This is a genomic window from Streptomyces sp. NPDC026246, assembly GCF_055567995.1.
Window position 1 is genome coordinate 354,972 of the sequence record NZ_JBVHPJ010000005.1, and the last position, 15,942, is coordinate 370,913.

The window sequence follows — 15,942 nt, forward strand, 5'->3', positions numbered from 1 at the left end:
ACGCCGGCGGGCCCCGGTCGGCCCCGGCGGCGCGCGGAGGCGGAGAAACCGGGCCCCAGGTGTGTCCACCTCGAAGCGGGATAAAAGAGGTGGCGACCGGAAAGGGGGGTCGTCGTGGCCGTCGAATTCGATCTGGGCGAGGTGCTGGCGGCTGCCGAGGACGCAGCTCCGATGGAGTCCGTCGACGTGGTGGCCGGCTATCTGCAGAAGCGCTTCGGCGCGGCGTCGACGTCCTTCTTGTTCCTCGACTTCGTCGGCCAGGAGCTGGTGCGTCTCAAGGCGGTGGACGCCGACGCCGACGAGGCGGACGCCGAGCGCACGCCCCTCCGGGACAGCCCGTACGACCGGGTGCTGCGCACGCAGCGGCTGCACCAGGAGACGGATGCGGAGGGCAGACAGCGCGTCATCGCCCCGGTCACCAACCGCGGCGACTGCGTCGGCGTGCTGGAGATGACGCTCCCCCACACCGACGAGACCGTACTGCGGCACGTCACCGAGGCGGCGCACGCACTGGCGTACATCATCGTCACCGACCGGCGCTTCACCGACCTCTACCAGTGGGGGCAGCGCACCACTCCGCTGACCCTCGCCGCGGAGATCCAGCACCAGCTGCTGCCCTCGGCGTCCTCCTGCGAGGCCCCGCAGTTCACCGTCGCGTGTGCCCTCGTCCCGGCGGACGACATCGGCGGCGACACCTACGACTACTGCCTCGACCGCGACACCCTCCACCTCTCACTGACCGACGCCATGGGGCACGACGTCGACTCCGCCCTCCTGGCGACCCTGCTGCTCGGTGCCCTGCGCGGTGCCCGCCGGGCCGGGTGCAACGTACTGGAGCAGGCCCGTAAGGCGCACCGGGCGATGCTGGCGCACGGCCGGGGCGCCATGGCCACCGGGCAGCTGCTGTGCATCGAGTTCCAGGAGGAACGCGTCGAGCTGATCAACGCCGGCCACCCCTGGCCGCTACGGCTGCGCGACGGCACCGTGGAGGAGATCCGCCTCTCGGTGAACCTGCCGTTCGGCGTGCCCTCGCCGGTGCCCTACCGCCTCCAGCAGATCGACCTGCGCCCCGGGGACCGGCTGCTGCTGATCACCGACGGCATGCAGGACCGCAAGGCGGCCGCCGTCGATCTGCGCGCCCTCTTGCGCGACACCCGTGACCTGCACCCCCGGCAGGCCGTACAGTTCCTCACCAACGCCGTGAAGGACGCCTGCGACGGCCACCCCCAGGACGATGCCACGGTGATGTGCCTCGACTGGCACGGCCGCGGCACCACCGTCTGACCGGCCTGCCGGGACCGCCGGCGCCGCCGGGACGGCTGGGACTGGATCGCTCATCTGAGGCTGGTGGGCCCCATGTGGCACATCGCATGCTTGTACGGGCCAGGTCAGGGCACTCGGTAGGCGCGGATCGGCCTCCGCCGCGGCCACAGGGGCCGCAGCCCTCCGGCGGCCGACGCAGGACCCGCCAAGGGGAGAGAGACCGTGACGTTGCGTATCGGGGCAGAAGAAGAGTTCCACGTGGTGGACGTGGAGAGCGGGCGCCTGGTGCCACGGGGACGAGCCGTGCTCGAGCGGCTGGACAGACCCGGATTCACCACCGAGCTCCAGCGGTCGTCGGTGGAGCGCAACAGCGAGGTGCACGACACCCTCGACGCCCTCCACGCCGACCTCGCCGGGGCCCGGCGCCGGCTGGACGCGGCAGCGTCCTCCCTCGGGCTCGCCGTGGTGGCGGCCGGTACCGTCCCGCTCGCGCAGCTCGGCTCCGAGGACGTCACCGACGTCACCGACGACCCGCGCTACCGGCACATGGCCGACGAGTACCGCAAGCTCGTGCACGAGCAGCTCGTCTGCAGCGCCCAGATCCACGTCGACGTGCCCGACCGCGACACCGCCGTGCGTGCCATGTGCCTGGTGTCGCCCTGGCTGCCGCCGCTGCTCGCGCTCACGGCGAGCTCGCCGTTCTGGCTGGGCTCCGACACCGGGTACGCCAGCTGGCGCACGATGGTGTGGCAGCGCTGGCCCACCACGGGCCCGGCCGGCTGCCACGGCAGCGCCCAGGAGTACGACGCCGCCGTCGCCGAGCTGATCGGTTCGGGCGTCATCAGCGACGCGGGGATGCTCTACCACGACGTACGACCCTCGGCCCATCAGGGAACCCTGGAGCTGCGCATCTGCGACGCCTGTCCGCGGGCCGAGACGGTCGTGCTGGTCGCCGGGCTGTTCCGGGCGCTGGTGCGCGACGCCTGCGAGCGACTGGAGAAGGACAGCGGCCCGGTCTGCGACGGCCACCACGAGTGGCTGCGCGCCGCCACCTGGCGCGCGGCCCGCTCCGGCCTGGAAGGACCCCTGGTCGATCCGCGGACGCGGCGCGCGGCCCCCGCCCCCGAGGTGCTGCGGGGCATGCGCGACCGGCTGCGCCCGGCCCTGGAGGCGTCCGGCGACTGGGACACCGTGGGCACCCTGCTGGAGGAGTCCCTGGCCGCCGGGAGCGCCGCTCAGCGGCTGCGCCGCGTGGCGGCCTCCGAGGACCTGCTGGCCAGCGTCGACCTCCTGGTCGACGAGACGCGTGGCGGGCGCACCGCCCGGCGTGCCGCCCCCGCCCCCCTGCGGCCGGTCACCGGCGGGGGGAAGGCGGCGGTCCGCCCGGAGCTCCGCCGGAGCGCGGCCGGGGGAATCGCGGGCTGAGTCCCATGCCGCTGCACCCCCTTCCGCTCTCCCCGGCCTCCCGCCGCCGTGGCAGGCCCGGCTCCCCCGGCCTGCCGACACCATCGCCGAGATCAAGGAGTTGTTCCCCCATGCCCAGCTCGTGGCCCCCTTCGCCGGCGCCGCACGCCGTCCGCAGCGTGCCGCGGCCCGCTTCAGTCGTGGACGGCGGCGGAAGGGGGCGGGCCTGATGTGCGGACTCAGCGGCGAGATCCGCTTCGACGGGCGGCGCCCGGACATCGCGGCGGTCGAGCGCATGACCGACCGGCTCGCGCCGCGTGGCCCCGACGGGCGCGGGCTGTGGTCCCAGGGCCCGGTGGCCCTCGGCCACCGCCGGCTCAAGATCATCGGACTGTCGGAGACCGGCGCCCAGCCCATGACCGACCCGGGCGGCCGGGTGGCCGGCGTGTTCAACGGCTGCGTCTACAACTACCGTGAGCTGCGCGAGGAACTGCGCCGCCTCGGGCACACCTTCTTCTCCGACTCGGACACCGAAGTGGTGCTCAAGGCGTACGAGGAGTGGGGCAGCGCCTGCGTCGAGCGCTTCTACGGCATGTTCGCGTTCGTGCTGGTCGAGCAGGACACCGGTCGCGTGGTCCTGGGCCGGGACCGGCTCGGCATCAAGCCGCTGTACCTCACGCAGACCGCCGACCGGCTCCGCTTCGCCTCGTCGCTGCCCGCGCTGCTGGCCGGCGACGGGGTCGACACCTCCCTCGACCCGGTCGCGCTGCACCACTACTTCAGCTGGCACGCCACCGTGCCCGGCGAGCGCACGGTCCTGAACGGCGTGCGCAAGCTGCCGCCCGCCACCGTCCGCGTCATCGAGCCGGACGGCACGTACCGCGACCACTGCTACTGGCAGCCCGACTACGTCCGCCGTCCCGAGCACGCGACGATGACCGCCGACGACTGGACGGACGCCGTCCTGGAGTCGCTGCGCACCGCCGTACGCCGCCGCATGGTCGCCGACGTGCCGGTGGGCGTGCTGCTCTCGGGCGGCCTGGACTCCAGCCTCATCGTCGCCCTGCTGGCCCAGGAGGGACAGCGCGACCTGGCGACGTTCAGCGTCGGCTTCGAGTCCGAAGGGGGCGAGGAGGGCGACGAGTTCCACTACTCGGACCTGGTGGCCCGGCACTTCGGCACCGACCACCACCAGCTGCTGGTCCCCTCCGACCGGGTGTCCCAGGCGCTCGACGGCGCGGTCGCCGCCATGAGCGAACCGATGATGAGCCACGACGTGGTCGCCTTCCACCTGCTGTCCGAGCAGGTCGCCAAGGAAGTGAAGGTGGTGCAGAGCGGCCAGGGCGCCGACGAGGTGTTCGCGGGCTACAGCTGGTACCCGGCCATGGCGGACGTGCCGCGCGAGCGCGCCGCGCAGGCCTACCTCGACGCCTACTCCGACCGCTCGCACGCGGACCTGGCCCGCATCCTGGAGCCGGCCCTGCTCCCCTCGCACGACGTGTCCGCCGCGTTCGTACGGCGGCACATGGCGGCCCCGGGCGCCGAGACCGCGCTGGACGCGGACCTGAGGCTCGACACGCACGTGCTGATGGTCGACGACCCGGTCAAGCGCGTCGACAACATGACGATGGACTGGGGCCTGGAGGCGCGGGTGCCGTTCCTCGACCACGACCTGGTCGAGCTGGCGGCCGCCTGCCCGCCCGAACTCAAGCTCGCCGACGGCGGCAAGGGCATCCTGAAGGCCGTGGGACGCAAGGTGCTGCCCCGTGAGGTCGTGGACCGGCCCAAGGGCTACTTCCCGGTGCCGGCGATCAAGCACATGGCCGGCCCGGTGCTGGAGCGGGTCCGCGAGGCCCTGACCGCCCCCGAGGCCAAGGGCCGGGGTGTGTTCCGCCAGGAGTACGTGACCGAACTGCTCGCCGCGCCCGACGCGCACCGCACCCGTCGCGGGGCCAACACGTTGTGGCAGGTAGCTTTGCTGGAGATATGGCTGCAGACGCACGGGATCAACTGACCGGCAGGCGCGCGGAGCGGGCCGCCCCGTCCCCCTGGGCCGGTGCGCCCGAGACGACGGCTCCTGACGCGCCGGGCGCTCCCTGGCCGGTGGCGGACGGGCGTGACACCGCCACCCGGTTGTGGGACCTGCTGGACGCCGGCCCGGCAGCGGACCCGGCGTCCGGCGGCTCACGGCCCGCGCCCGCGCCGCTGCACCTGCCCGACGCCACGGCGCCCGACGACGGCCCGACGGTGCTGGCGGGGCACGGCTGCTGGTATCCGTCGGCCGACCCGAGCGGCAGGCAGGTGGCGTTCATCTGCGACCGGCGCGGCGTTCCGCAGTTGTGGGCCGGGCCCGTCGACGGGGACGTGCATCTGCTGGACGCCGACCCGGACCCGGTCATCGAGGTGTCCTGGTCCCCCGACGGCCGGTGGATCGCGTACACGACCGCGCCCGAGGGCGGGGAGCTGACCCGCGTGCTGTGCGTACGCCCGGACGGCACCGGACGGCGTGTCCTGGCCGGTGCCGAGCCGGGCAGCTCGGCCCATCTGGGCTGCTGGCGGCGGGACGGTTCGGCCGTCGCCGTGACGGTCGCGGAGCCGCCGGCGAACAGCGGCCCGGGCGGGACCGAGGCGGCACCGGTGCGGGCCGAGAGCGGCGCCCCGGGGCCGTCCCTGCCGCCCGGCTGGGACATGCGCGACGGCCCCGCCGTCCTGCTGGGCGGGCAACCGTCCGCGCCCGCGCCCTCGTTCACCGTCACCGGCGACAGCCGCACCCCGGACGGTCACCGGGCCGGGGGCAAGGAGCCGGCTCCGCTGACGCTGTCGACGTACCTCGTCGATCCGGAGGGTGCCTCCGCGCCGGTGTTCCTGGCGAGCGAGCGCGGCGCGGCCACGCTGCGGGTGTGCGACCTCAGCCGCGACGGCAGGCTGGCCCTGCTGCGGCGCGGACCCCGCGGCCGCCGCGAGGCGCTGGTCGTCGACACCCGCGACCTGAGGATCACCTGCTCCCTTCCCGTCGCCGACGGCGATCCGTGGATCGGCGGGTTCTCACCGGACCGGCGGACGCTGTGGCTGCGCAGCGACCACGACCGGGAGTTCGCCGCCCTGTACGCGCTGCGGCTGGACGCGCGGGGACGGCGCACGGGCCTCACCGTGGCGGCGGAGCGCCCCGACTGCGGACTCGAACTGCTGGCCGTGGACCGCGACGGCCGCGGCGCCGCGCTCGCGTGGAACGTACGCGGCGTGAGCGAGCTGGAGATCGTCGCGCTCCGCACGGCGGCGGAGCCGGTGGACGGGACGGCGGGCACGGCCGCTGCCCCGGGCCCGGCCGCGCCGGCCGGCTCCGCGGCCCCGGCCGGGCCCGTCGCCGCGGTGGGACCCGCGCGGGAGGTGTCCCTGCCCCACGAGGTCGTCACCCGTGTCGCCTCCACCGCCGACCCGGACGGCCCGGTCGTGGCGCTTGCCGGGTCGCAGCGGCGCCCGGGTCTGTGGTGGCTGCATCAGGGCACGGCCCTGCGCACGCCCTGGTCCTCGCGGGACGAGGACACGGTCCCCGGTGACCGTCCGCCCGTGCGGCCCGAACCGATGCGGCCCACCGCCCGGGACGGGCTCACCCTCGGCGGCTGGTATTACCGGGCCCCGGGCCGGGCGCCCGGCGAGCCCGCGCCCTGCGTCATCCATCTGCACGGTGGCCCGGAGGACCAGGAACGCCCGGTGTTCGACCCGCTCTACCACGAGCTCGTCGGCCGGGGCCTGGACGTCTTCGCCCCCGACGTGCGCGGCTCGTCCGGCTACGGGCGCTCCTTCGTCGACGCCGATCTGGGCACGGGCCGGTTCGCCGCGATCGACGACGTCGCGGACTGTGCGGCGCACGCGATCCTCGCCGGGCTGGCCGATCCGAGGCGGCTCGCCGTCATGGGCCACTCCTACGGCGGCTACCTGACGCTGGCCTCCCTGGTGTGGCACCCGGACCTGTTCCGCACGGGCGTGGCCGTCTGCGGCATGTCGGACTTCGCGACGTTCTTCGCCGGCACCGAGCCGTGGATCGCCCGGTCGGCGGCCCACAAGTACGGGCATCCCGAACGCGACCGGGAGCTGCTGCGCTCCCTGTCGCCGATGAGCCGCATCGACGCCCTGCGGGCGCCCGTGATGGCGGTGCACGGCCAGCACGACACCAACGTGCCGCCGGGTGAGTCCGAGCAGTTCGTGCGGGCGGCCCGGGACCGCGGGGTGGAGGCGGAACTGGTCGTCCTCCAGCACGAGGGGCACGACTTCCGCCGCGCCGACAACCGCCGCCTGTTCCGCCGCACCGCGGCGGACTGGATCCAGCGCCACCTGTCGGGCTGACCGGCACCGTCCGCCCTCGGTCACCGAGCACGGTCGAGGTCATGGCGACCGGGCGAGTGCTGCGTACGCGTGGGCCCGGACGACGGCGGGGCGGGCAACCCGACGGACCGGGACGGCTGACGACGACCGGGCGCGACCGGGACCCGGGCGCGACGCCTTCACGCGGTCCGTCGGCCCCCCACCGGGCGGAGGCCGGCGGCGGCTCAGTGTGGGGACGGCTCGATCTCGCCCGCGAAGACGATGATCTGGTCGATGAGGCTCCGGCGCAGATGGACGACGTCGGTTCCGACGAGGCGGGGGCCTCCGTCCGGTGTGGTGAACACCCACTGGTAGCGGGCCCACTCGTCGGGCATGTCGACAGCCGAGCAGCGCACCATCGTGCCGGCACCCGCCGGGTGACGCCGGATGTCCAGCACGAACCGCTCGACCGCCTCGATGCCCTCACTGCGCCCCAGCGGCCCCCAGAAGACGACGTCCGAGGTCAGGGCCTGGGACAACAGCCCCGTCACATAGGCGTCGTTCGAGGCGTTGAAGGCGGAGATGAACGTGTCGATCGCGGACTGCGCGGTCTCTTCATGCATGCCCCAGTAATACCAGCCGCCTCGGGCCCCCGGTCCTGGGCGAACTCCTGCCCCCTGTGGGCACACCACGCACCTCACCCTGGTAGCTTCTACATTTCTGTAGAAGTAACCGACCCGCATACGGAGTTCACCGATGGCACTGTGGGACCGCCTCAAGGAATCCGCCTCGACGATGCAGACCCAGCTCGTCGCGAAGAAGAACGACCTCAAGAGCGGCGCGTTCCGCGACGCGAGCATGGCCATGTGCGCCCTGGTGGCCGCGGCCGACGGCTCCGTCGACCCGTCCGAGCGGCGGCGCGTGGCCCAGCTCATCGGCACCAACGAGGTCCTGCAGAACTTCCCCGCGGACGACCTGCGCCGCCGGTTCGAGGAGAACCTCGACAAGCTCGCCGCCGACTTCGACTTCGGCAAGGTGAGCGTCATGCAGGAGATCGCCAAGGCGAAGAAGAAGCCGGCCGAGGCGCGGGCCGTCATCCAGATCGGCATCGTCATCGGCGGCGCAGACGGCGACTTCGACAAGGACGAGCAGGCGGTCGTCCGCGAGGCGTGCTACGCGCTCGACCTGCCCCCGCACGAGTTCGACCTCTGACCGCACCCGGCCACGTCGTCCGCCTCGGTCACATTCCTGCGCCGCGATCCGTCACAGAGGTGACAGCGACCAAGAGCCCGAGGAGACAGTGATGGAAACACGTGCGATCACGGCCGAGATCCCGATGGCCCCGCGGATGCAGGAGGACCCCGCGGAGCTCGTCCCCGAACTGGCCGACGTGTCGGCGGCGTTGTTCCGGGTCACCGGCAACGGGTCGGTGCCGCGCTCCACGATCGGCCTGGTGCAGCTGCGCGCCGGGCAGATCGTCGGCAGCACCTACCTGACCGTTCTGCACACGGGCTTCCTGCGCAAGGCCGGGGAACAGGAGGAGCGGATCACCTCGGTGGCCTCCTGGCAGGACTCGCCGTACTTCTCCGGTGCCGAGCGGGCCGCGCTCGCACTGGTGGAGGCCGTCCTTCAGCCGTCCGCCGACGGTGAGAGGGTGCGGAACGAGCTGTACGCGCAGGCGGCCGAGCACTACGAGGCCAAGGCGCTGGCCACGCTGATGTTCGTGATCGGCCAGGTCAACTTCTTCATCCCGGTGGCGCTGATCGCCAAGCCCGTGCCCGGGCGGGCGTTCTCGGCGCCGTGGAAGTGACGCGGTGAACCATGCCACCGCGGCGGGCCGCCGCCCAACCGGCCCGGCGGCCCGCCGCGGTGGCCTCAGTCCTGCGCCACCCGGATGATCGTCTTGCCGGGAGCCCGCTTGCAGGGGGCGAAGGCGCCGGGCGCCTCGGACAGGGGCCGTATGTCTCCGACGAGGGGCCGCAGCCGGCCGTCCCGTACCCGCCGGACCAGGTCGGACAGACGTGCGCGGTCGGGTTCCACGACGAAGAACACGGCACGGCCGTTCTCCGGCCGGACGCGGGGCGGTTCGGCGATGGTGACCACGGTGCCGCCGGCGCGCACCAGCGCGGTCGACCGGTCGAGGATCTCACCGCCGAGCACGTCGAGGACGAGGTCGACCTCGCCGATCTCCTCCAGCCGGTCACCCTGCAGGTCCACGAAGGCGTCCGCGCCCAGCCCCAGCACCGTCTCACGGGAGTGGGCCCTGCCGGTGCCGATGACCCGGGCCCCGGCTTCGTGGGCGAGCTGCACGGCGAGCGATCCGACCCCGCCTGCGGCGCCGTGGATCAGCACGGTCCGGCCGGTGGTGAGGTGTCCGTGGTCGAACAGGCCCTGCCAGGCGGTGAGTCCGGAGATCGGCAGGGCCGCCGCGACGGTGTGGTCCACGTCCGCCGGGAGAGGAGCGAGGTTGCGCGCCTCGACCGCCGCGTACTCGGCCAGCGAGCCGTCGCGCGCCCAGTCGCTCAGGCCGAAGACCCGCTGTCCCACGTCCAGTCCGGTGGTGCCGTAGCCGAGTCCGACGACGACGCCGGACAGTTCGTGGCCGGGGACGCTCGGGGTGCGGTCCCGGCCGGCCCGGTCGGTCCACGTCGCCGGCCAGTCCAGTTCCCCGGGGGTGAAGCCGGCGGCGTGCACGCGCACGACGACGTCGTTCTCGGCGGCGTGCGGATGGTCCAGCTCCGTCAAGGACAGTCCGGCGATCCCGGCGGAGCGGTCCCTCACGGTGACGGCTTGCATGGCGTTTCCTTTCGGTGGTCACACAGGGTCGGGGGTGCGGTGCTCACCGCGGCCAGGCCGAGCCGGTGACGCGCTCGACCATGCTCGAGGGCCGGAAATCGGGGACGAAGTGCTGGAGGACATCGGAATTCACGGTGCCGTACGTCGTCTCAGGACGGTTCTTCAGCCCGTGGACGAATTCCTGCAGGAACTCCCTCTTGAAGTCGCCGCGCGGATGGACGGCGGTGACGGCCTCGACCGAGTCGGCGTCGAGTTCGTCCAGTCGCCAGCCGATGGCGTCGGTCAGCACACCGAAGTTGGTGGCGGCGATCTCCGGACCCATCCGGCCGGGGATGCCCGGCGTCGTGTGCAGGGCCACCGCCTGCCAGACGACGTCCGCGGCACCGCTGGAGAAGCCCTGGTCGAGCAGGAACGTCCGGGCGTGGTCCGCTCCGTCGAGCTCGAATCGCTGGACGGCGTCGGAGAACGGCGTCAGCAGGCCCGTGTCGTGGAACATGGCGGCCAGGTAGAGCAGCTCGGGGTCGGGCCGCAGGCCGAGCGCCCGGGCGTGCAGTGAGCCGAAGAGGAAGACCCGCCGGGAATGGTGGAAGACCAGCGGGCTCACCATCTCCCGGACGCGGCGGGTGGCTTCGTCGGCCGCTGCGGTCAGGGGAAACGCGATTCCAGCGACTGTGTCGGTCATGACGTCGTTCTTTCTCGTGACGGGTGTCACCGGCGTTCACCGCGTGTCACCGGCAAAGTGCCTTTCCGCCGGTGCGGGTGTCCTTTCCGCCGGTGCGGGTGTCCTTTCCTCCACCGTGCCGCCGCGGCTGCTCCGGCGCCGCCTCGGTCCGGCCAGGAACCCCCCGAATCAGGACAGGCACGGTGCTCGGGGGCCGCTCACCGTTCTCGCCCCACGGCGCCGTGGACGGAGCGGGACCCGCGCGGCCTCGGCGGAGCGGGGAGAATGGGCCGTACGCGCTTCCGCCGGGGAGCCGGAAGTCCGAGGGTGAGGATGATGAAGCCGAGGGAGCACAGCGTCGGTGTCCTCGTGTTCGACGGGATGAAGATGCTGGACCTGTCCGGGCCCGCCGAGGTCTTCAGCGAGGCCAATCGGTTCGGGGCCGACTACCGGCTGACCCTCGTGTCGGTCGACGGCGGCCCGGTCGCCTCCTCCATCGGCGTGCGGGTGCCGGTCGACACCGACGCCGACGGTGCCCCCGCCTTCGACACCCTGCTGGTGGTCGGGGGCGACCGGGTCCCCCAGGGGCAGGTGGAACCGGACCTCGCCGCGGCCGCGCGCAAGCTGGCCTCGCAGGCCGGTCGCGTCGCGTCGATCTGCACCGGCGCGTTCATCCTCGGCGCGGCGGGCCTGCTCGACGGCAGGCGGGCGACGACGCACTGGCAGCACACCGAGCTGCTGGCCCGGCGCTGCCCCACGGCCCGCGTCGAGCCCGACGCGCTCTTCGTCCGGGACGGCGACCTGTACACCTCGGCCGGAGTGACGGCGGGCATCGACCTGGCGCTCGCCCTCGTGGAGCAGGAGCACGGCGCGGACCTGGCCCGCAGCGTCGCGCGGTCCCTCGTGGTGTACATGCAGCGGGCCGGGGGCCAGTCCCAGTTCTCGGCGTCCCTGCGGGGGCCGGCCCCGCAGACGCCGGTGCTGCGCCAGGTCCAGGACGCCGTCCAGGCCGATCCGACCGCCGATCACAGCCTGGAGGCCCTGGCCGCACGGGTGCGGGTCAGCCCCCGCCATCTGACGCGCATGTTCCGCTCGGAGCTGGACACGACGCCCATGAGGTATGTGGAGCTGATCCGCTTCGACATGGCGAAGGCCCTGCTGGACTCGGGGCACAACGCGACGGAAGCGGCCGCCCGTTCGGGTTTTCCCAGCTACGAGAGTCTGCGTCGGGCGTTCGCGCGTCATCTGGGCATCTCCCCGACCAGGTACCAGCGCCGCTTCACCACGACGGGCGCGGGGTCGCGTGCCGCGCCCGGTTCCCGGTGAGACGCGGCTCCTTCAGCCGCCGTGCGGGAGTGGCCGTTTACGAGGGAATGTCGACCGTCCGGTAGGGGACGCGGCACCCCGGGCGGACGGAGGGTGGAGGCACCGACCGTCCCCGCTCCGAGGAGAGCCCGTCATGAGTGAGAAGATCGCCGGCGTCGTCGTCCCCGACAGCGCGCTCGTCCGCGAGGCCACGGATCTGATCCGCGGCACCACCCCGCCGCTGATCTACCACCACTCCCGGCGGGTGTACCTCTTCGGCAGCCTGCAGGCGGCGGCGCGGGGCCTGGACCCGGACCCCGAGCTGCTGTACGTGGCAGCGCTCTTCCACGACACCGGGCTGGTCGAGCCCTACCGCAGCGCGGACCAGCGCTTCGAGATGGACGGCGCCGACCAGGCCCGCGCGTTCGCGCTGGCCCACGGGCTGTCCGCATCCGACGCGGAGACCGTCTGGACGGCCGTCGCCCTGCACACCACGCCCGAGGTGCCCTACAAGCTGGCGCCGGAGATCGCGGCGACCACCGCGGGGGTGGAGACGGACGTGCTCGGCCTGCACCTGGGCAACCTCACCCGGGCCCAGATCGAGGAGGTCACCGCGGCCCACCCCCGCCCGGACTTCAAGCGCCGGATCCTGCAGGCGTTCACGGAAGGTTTCCGGCACCGCCCGGCGACCACCTTCGGCACGGTGAACGCGGACGTGCTGGCCCACTTCGTGCCCGGCTTCCGCCGCGTCAACTTCGTGGACGTCATCAACGACTCCGACTGGCCCGAGTGAGCGACGCGGCGCACCCGGTCGGGTTCGTCGGCCGTCCTTCGCTCCGGCTGTCGGCCGTCCTTCGCCCCGGCTGTCAGTGGTCCTTCGTCCCGGCCGCAGCGTCGAGGACGGGGCCCAGCTCCCGGGCCACGGTCGTGAGAGGACGGACGTCCCGCTCGGCCCGGGCGAGGAGGATGGCCCCCTCAAGGCTGCTGATCATGAGGGTGGCGAGCGCGTCGGCCCGCTCCCCCGGCACGCCCATCCCGGTCAGGGCGTCGGCCACCGCGGAGGTCCACCTGCCGAAGGCGGCGGACGCCGCCCGGCGGGTGGAGTCGGCGGACTCCGCGCAGTCGACCGTGGCGGCGGCGACCGGGCAGCCGCCGGAGAAGCCGGCCGTCTCGTACTCGTCGGTCCACTGACGCACCATCGCGGCGAACAGCGCGCCGGGCGTCGGCTCGGGCAGGGCGGCCAGGAACCGGGCGACCCGCCGGGCCGCGTAACCCCCCGCCCAGCTCACCGCCTCGTCGACCAGCTGTGTCTTACCGCCGGGGAAGTAGTGCTGGAGCGAACCGCGCGGCGCGCCGGCGTCGACGGCGACCTCGCGCATGCCGGTGGAGACGACTCCTTCCCGCCGGATGAGCTGGGCGGCGCTGAAGACCATCCGCTCCCGCGGTCCCCGTGCCCGCTCCGCCATCTCCGCCCTCCGTCGTCCCACGCGCGATCCCGTCCATGCGCGATCCCGTCCACCGCTCACCCTATGACCGCTGTCATGGCGGCGGCTACTATGACGGCTGTCATAGTCGAGGGTCTCGTCGGCGGCCCGGGGTGCGGGCGGGCGGAGAGGGCGGTGCGTCATGGACGTCGGTTTCATCGGCCTGGGGGTCATGGGGCAGCCCATGGCACGGAACATGGCCCGCGCCGGGACGCGCCTCGTGGTGTGGAACCGCACGCCCGGGCGATGCGAGCCGCTGCGGGCCGCCGGCGCCGACGTGGCGGCGGACGCCGAGGAGGTGTTCCAGCGGGCGGGCACGGTGTTCCTGATGCTGGCCGACGAGGCCGCCGTCGACACCGTGCTCGGGCGCGGCACCCCGGACTTCGGCCGGCGCGTCGCCGGCCGCACGGTCGTCCACATGGGCACGACCTCGGCCGAGTACTCCCGCGCTCTGGAGGGCGACATCCGGGGCGCGGGCGGACGGTACGTCGAGGCCCCGGTCTCCGGGAGCCGCGTCCCCGCCGAGCGGGGCGAACTGGTGGGGATGCTGGCGGGGGACGAGGACGCGGTGGCGGCCGTGCGGCCGCTGCTCGCCCCGGTGTGCCGGGAGACCTTCGGGTGCGGGCCCGTCCCGGGGGCGCTGCTGATGAAGTTCTCCGTCAACCTGTTCCTGATCACCGTGGTCACCGGGCTCGCGGAGTCGTTCCACTTCGCCGACCGGCACGGGCTGGACCAGGGGCTGCTGCGGGACGTCCTGGACGCGGGCCCGATGGCCAGTGCCGTCTCACGCATGAAGGGGCCGAAGCTGCTGGAGCGTGACTTCTCGGTCCAGGCCGCCGCGGCGGACGTGCTGAAGAACAACCGCCTGATCGCGGAGGCGGCCCGCAAGGCCGACGTGGCGTCCCCGCTCCTGGACGTCTGCCACGCCCTCTTCGAGGAGACGGTGCGGCGGGGCCACGGCGGCGACGACATGGTCGCGGTGCTCCGGGCGATCGAGGCCCGGACCGCGGAGGCGGAGGCGTGACCGACGGCGGCCGGTCCGGCGACGGCGTGTCGGGCGACGGCCGGGGCGCGGACGGCGCGGCGACGGCCGGGGCACGGACGGCGCGGCGGTGGCCAGGTGGGGGCGGCGCCCTCACAGCACGGCGAGCAGGCGGGCCAGCGGCTGTGGCACCTGGTCCGCCTCGAGGGCCTCGACCAGGACGCGGCCGTAGTGGATCTTGCGTCCCTTCTTCGTCCCGAGGAACCGGCGGAGCTGCTGCTGCGGGGCCCGGCCCTGCTGGGCGGGCTGGCGCAGGAAGGTCTGCAGGGGCCGACGGTCCCCCTCCTGCCGGACGAGTTCCTCCACGCGCGCCACGCCCAGGGCACGGATGAGTTCGTCCTCCAGGTCCGCCGCGCAGACGAAGAAGTCGTCCCGCGCCGCACCCGCGATCTCGAAACCGCGGGCGTAGTAGGCGCGTTCGCCCTCGTCGCAGAGCCCCGTGAGGCGCAGGCCCAGCCCGGGTGAGCCCAGGAGCCGGGCGTAGCGCCCCACGCTCATGGCTCCCCCGATCGAGAGGACGCAGATCCCTTCGGACGCCAGGTCCCGGCCCCGGCGGGCAGCCAGGGCGTTGACCGCGGCCACGTCGCTCCGCCCTTCGAGCAGGACGGCGGCGCGCACCCCCAGCCGCGACGCCAGTTCGCTCGCGGGCCCGCCACAGCCGCCCGCCGCCCACGCCGTCACCGCGTCCCCGAACGCCCCCAGGTCACTCATGAGGCCCGAGTCTCGGCCCGACGGGCCCCCGGCGCGAGCGCTTTTCCACCGAGGGGGTCCGGCGCGAGCCCGGTCGTCGTCCTGCGCCCGTTCAGGACCGGCCCGCCGGCCGGGGCAGGTCCAGGTCGGCGTACACCACGTGGTGGTCGGAGGCGGGGCTGGGGTGCACGCGGTGGTCGCGAGGGGAGATGCCGCGCAGGAAGACGTAGTCGAACTTGCTCTGCCAGTCGGTGGTCGGCCGGCACGTGCCGCTGGGTTCGGGGCGGCACTGGGCGTCGGTGTCCGTCGCCAGGGTCCACATCCCGGTGAGTTCGGGTGCCTCGGGCACGGCGTTGAAATCGCCGAGGACGATCGCCCGGTCGTGCCGCGCCACCTCTTCGGTGAGGACCCCGACCTGGCCCGCGCGGACCTCCTCCTGGCGCCGCTGCGCGAGGTGCGTGTTGAAGACCCTGACCGGACGGTCGCCCACGGTGGTCGTGACCGCCATGTACCCGCGGTCCTCGGACCCGCCGTCGGGGTACTCGGCGGTGACCAGGCCGGACATGGGGGCTGCCGAGAGGATCGCCTGGCCGAAGCCTCCGGGGTTCCACGGCAGCCCCCCGCAGCGTCCCCAACTCTGCAGGACGGACCCGTACTCGACGTGGTAGACCAGCCCGTGCCGGTGCTCCAGGTAGTCGCGGATCCTCTCGACGTCCCGGACGCACGCCTCCTGCATGGCGACGACCTGCGGAGCGTACGCGGCGATCTCCGCCGCCCGCTCGACGTCGCCGACCTCGCAGGGGTTGCAGATGTTCCAGGTCATGACCCGGTTCGGCACGATGTCCCGGGCGGCTTCGACCGGCGCGGAACCGCCGATGAGGGCGCCGCTCGGTGCGCTGGGGCCGATGAGCAGCAGACAGAGCGCGGCCATGGCGCCGGCGAGCAACCGCGGGCCTCTTCCGAGCACCAGGACCTCCTCGGGGAGTACGACCTCT

15 protein-coding genes are annotated in these 15,942 nt (G+C 73.6%); 9 read left to right on the top strand and 6 right to left on the bottom strand.

What is annotated here, in order from left to right; genetic code table 11:
• Positions 1 to 171: 171 nt before the first annotated feature.
• The 4 genes from ACZ4M5_RS16020 to ACZ4M5_RS16035 all read left to right on the top strand — a co-directional run bounded on the left by ACZ4M5_RS16020 (position 172) and on the right by ACZ4M5_RS16035 (position 7,011).
• Entirely contained in the window at positions 172 to 1,284 is a 1,113-nt protein-coding gene (locus ACZ4M5_RS16020; RefSeq protein WP_467737373.1) for a PP2C family protein-serine/threonine phosphatase, read from the top strand.
• A 201-nt stretch (positions 1,285 to 1,485) separates the two neighbouring features.
• Complete coding sequence (locus tag ACZ4M5_RS16025; protein ID WP_467737097.1) at positions 1,486 to 2,688, top strand: carboxylate-amine ligase; 1,203 nt, start codon at positions 1,486 to 1,488, stop codon at positions 2,686 to 2,688.
• A gap of 208 nt (positions 2,689 to 2,896) precedes the next feature.
• Positions 2,897 to 4,681, top strand: coding sequence for an N-acetylglutaminylglutamine amidotransferase (locus ACZ4M5_RS16030; protein ID WP_467737099.1), 1,785 nt, complete (start codon positions 2,897 to 2,899; stop codon positions 4,679 to 4,681).
• Positions 4,654 to 7,011, top strand: coding sequence for a S9 family peptidase (locus ACZ4M5_RS16035; RefSeq protein WP_467737101.1), 2,358 nt, complete (start codon positions 4,654 to 4,656; stop codon positions 7,009 to 7,011). Before ACZ4M5_RS16030 ends, ACZ4M5_RS16035 begins: the two co-directional genes overlap by 28 nt.
• Before the next feature lie 203 nt (positions 7,012 to 7,214).
• Here ACZ4M5_RS16035 and ACZ4M5_RS16040 read toward each other — a convergent pair whose 3' ends face one another.
• The gene (locus tag ACZ4M5_RS16040; RefSeq protein WP_467737103.1) at positions 7,215 to 7,592 is read right to left on the bottom strand and encodes a nuclear transport factor 2 family protein; all 378 of its coding nucleotides are present in this window, start codon (positions 7,590 to 7,592) and stop codon (positions 7,215 to 7,217) included.
• A gap of 133 nt (positions 7,593 to 7,725) precedes the next feature.
• Between ACZ4M5_RS16040 and ACZ4M5_RS16045 the strand changes: the two genes are divergently transcribed.
• Together ACZ4M5_RS16045 and ACZ4M5_RS16050 are read left to right on the top strand one after the other, a co-directional pair.
• Complete coding sequence (locus tag ACZ4M5_RS16045; protein ID WP_467737105.1) at positions 7,726 to 8,181, top strand: tellurite resistance TerB family protein; 456 nt, start codon at positions 7,726 to 7,728, stop codon at positions 8,179 to 8,181.
• A gap of 91 nt (positions 8,182 to 8,272) precedes the next feature.
• The gene (locus ACZ4M5_RS16050; RefSeq protein ID WP_467737107.1) at positions 8,273 to 8,779 is read left to right on the top strand and encodes a carboxymuconolactone decarboxylase family protein; all 507 of its coding nucleotides are present in this window, start codon (positions 8,273 to 8,275) and stop codon (positions 8,777 to 8,779) included.
• Positions 8,780 to 8,844: 65 nt separating this feature from the next.
• Here ACZ4M5_RS16050 and ACZ4M5_RS16055 read toward each other — a convergent pair whose 3' ends face one another.
• Together ACZ4M5_RS16055 and ACZ4M5_RS16060 are read right to left on the bottom strand one after the other, a co-directional pair.
• Positions 8,845 to 9,765: an NADP-dependent oxidoreductase gene (locus ACZ4M5_RS16055; protein ID WP_467737109.1), complete on the bottom strand. Its 921-nt coding sequence runs from the start codon at positions 9,763 to 9,765 to the stop codon at positions 8,845 to 8,847.
• Positions 9,766 to 9,808: 43 nt separating this feature from the next.
• Complete coding sequence (locus ACZ4M5_RS16060; RefSeq protein WP_467737111.1) at positions 9,809 to 10,447, bottom strand: HD domain-containing protein; 639 nt, start codon at positions 10,445 to 10,447, stop codon at positions 9,809 to 9,811.
• Positions 10,448 to 10,762: 315 nt separating this feature from the next.
• Between ACZ4M5_RS16060 and ACZ4M5_RS16065 the strand changes: the two genes are divergently transcribed.
• Together ACZ4M5_RS16065 and ACZ4M5_RS16070 are read left to right on the top strand one after the other, a co-directional pair.
• On the top strand, positions 10,763 to 11,752 hold the full coding sequence (locus tag ACZ4M5_RS16065; RefSeq protein WP_467737375.1) for a GlxA family transcriptional regulator: 990 nt from the start codon (positions 10,763 to 10,765) through the stop codon (positions 11,750 to 11,752).
• 133 nt (positions 11,753 to 11,885) lie between these two features.
• Positions 11,886 to 12,524 (top strand): HD domain-containing protein, encoded by a 639-nt coding sequence (locus tag ACZ4M5_RS16070; protein WP_467737113.1) that lies wholly within the window; start codon positions 11,886 to 11,888, stop codon positions 12,522 to 12,524.
• A 73-nt stretch (positions 12,525 to 12,597) separates the two neighbouring features.
• Here the strand turns inward: ACZ4M5_RS16070 and ACZ4M5_RS16075 are convergent, their stop codons facing one another.
• Positions 12,598 to 13,197: a TetR/AcrR family transcriptional regulator gene (locus ACZ4M5_RS16075; RefSeq protein ID WP_467737115.1), complete on the bottom strand. Its 600-nt coding sequence runs from the start codon at positions 13,195 to 13,197 to the stop codon at positions 12,598 to 12,600.
• 160 nt (positions 13,198 to 13,357) lie between these two features.
• Between ACZ4M5_RS16075 and ACZ4M5_RS16080 the strand changes: the two genes are divergently transcribed.
• Positions 13,358 to 14,239: an NAD(P)-dependent oxidoreductase gene (locus ACZ4M5_RS16080; protein ID WP_467737117.1), complete on the top strand. Its 882-nt coding sequence runs from the start codon at positions 13,358 to 13,360 to the stop codon at positions 14,237 to 14,239.
• 111 nt (positions 14,240 to 14,350) lie between these two features.
• Here ACZ4M5_RS16080 and ACZ4M5_RS16085 read toward each other — a convergent pair whose 3' ends face one another.
• Together ACZ4M5_RS16085 and ACZ4M5_RS16090 are read right to left on the bottom strand one after the other, a co-directional pair.
• On the bottom strand, positions 14,351 to 14,968 hold the full coding sequence (locus ACZ4M5_RS16085; RefSeq protein WP_467737118.1) for a TOPRIM nucleotidyl transferase/hydrolase domain-containing protein: 618 nt from the start codon (positions 14,966 to 14,968) through the stop codon (positions 14,351 to 14,353).
• Between the two features lie 91 nt (positions 14,969 to 15,059).
• Positions 15,060 to 15,878, bottom strand: coding sequence for an endonuclease/exonuclease/phosphatase family protein (locus ACZ4M5_RS16090; RefSeq protein WP_467737377.1), 819 nt, complete (start codon positions 15,876 to 15,878; stop codon positions 15,060 to 15,062).
• Positions 15,879 to 15,942 lie beyond the last annotated feature (64 nt).

Bases quoted from the DNA above. Each gene is read 5' to 3' on its own strand.
- ACZ4M5_RS16090 (WP_467737377.1), bottom strand. From the start codon at position 15,878: ATGGCCGCGCTCTGTCTGCTGCTCATCGGCCCCAGCGCACCGAGCGGC.
- ACZ4M5_RS16060 (WP_467737111.1), bottom strand. From the start codon at position 10,447: ATGACCGACACAGTCGCTGGAATCGCGTTTCCCCTGACCGCAGCGGCC.
- ACZ4M5_RS16065 (WP_467737375.1), top strand. From the start codon at position 10,763: ATGAAGCCGAGGGAGCACAGCGTCGGTGTCCTCGTGTTCGACGGGATG.
- ACZ4M5_RS16035 (WP_467737101.1), top strand. From the start codon at position 4,654: ATGGCTGCAGACGCACGGGATCAACTGACCGGCAGGCGCGCGGAGCGG.
- ACZ4M5_RS16040 (WP_467737103.1), bottom strand. From the start codon at position 7,592: ATGCATGAAGAGACCGCGCAGTCCGCGATCGACACGTTCATCTCCGCC.
- ACZ4M5_RS16045 (WP_467737105.1), top strand. From the start codon at position 7,726: ATGGCACTGTGGGACCGCCTCAAGGAATCCGCCTCGACGATGCAGACC.
- ACZ4M5_RS16085 (WP_467737118.1), bottom strand. From the start codon at position 14,968: ATGAGTGACCTGGGGGCGTTCGGGGACGCGGTGACGGCGTGGGCGGCG.
- ACZ4M5_RS16075 (WP_467737115.1), bottom strand. From the start codon at position 13,197: ATGGCGGAGCGGGCACGGGGACCGCGGGAGCGGATGGTCTTCAGCGCC.
- ACZ4M5_RS16055 (WP_467737109.1), bottom strand. From the start codon at position 9,765: ATGCAAGCCGTCACCGTGAGGGACCGCTCCGCCGGGATCGCCGGACTG.
- ACZ4M5_RS16070 (WP_467737113.1), top strand. From the start codon at position 11,886: ATGAGTGAGAAGATCGCCGGCGTCGTCGTCCCCGACAGCGCGCTCGTC.
- ACZ4M5_RS16030 (WP_467737099.1), top strand. From the start codon at position 2,897: ATGTGCGGACTCAGCGGCGAGATCCGCTTCGACGGGCGGCGCCCGGAC.
- ACZ4M5_RS16050 (WP_467737107.1), top strand. From the start codon at position 8,273: ATGGAAACACGTGCGATCACGGCCGAGATCCCGATGGCCCCGCGGATG.
- ACZ4M5_RS16020 (WP_467737373.1), top strand. From the start codon at position 172: ATGGAGTCCGTCGACGTGGTGGCCGGCTATCTGCAGAAGCGCTTCGGC.
- ACZ4M5_RS16080 (WP_467737117.1), top strand. From the start codon at position 13,358: ATGGACGTCGGTTTCATCGGCCTGGGGGTCATGGGGCAGCCCATGGCA.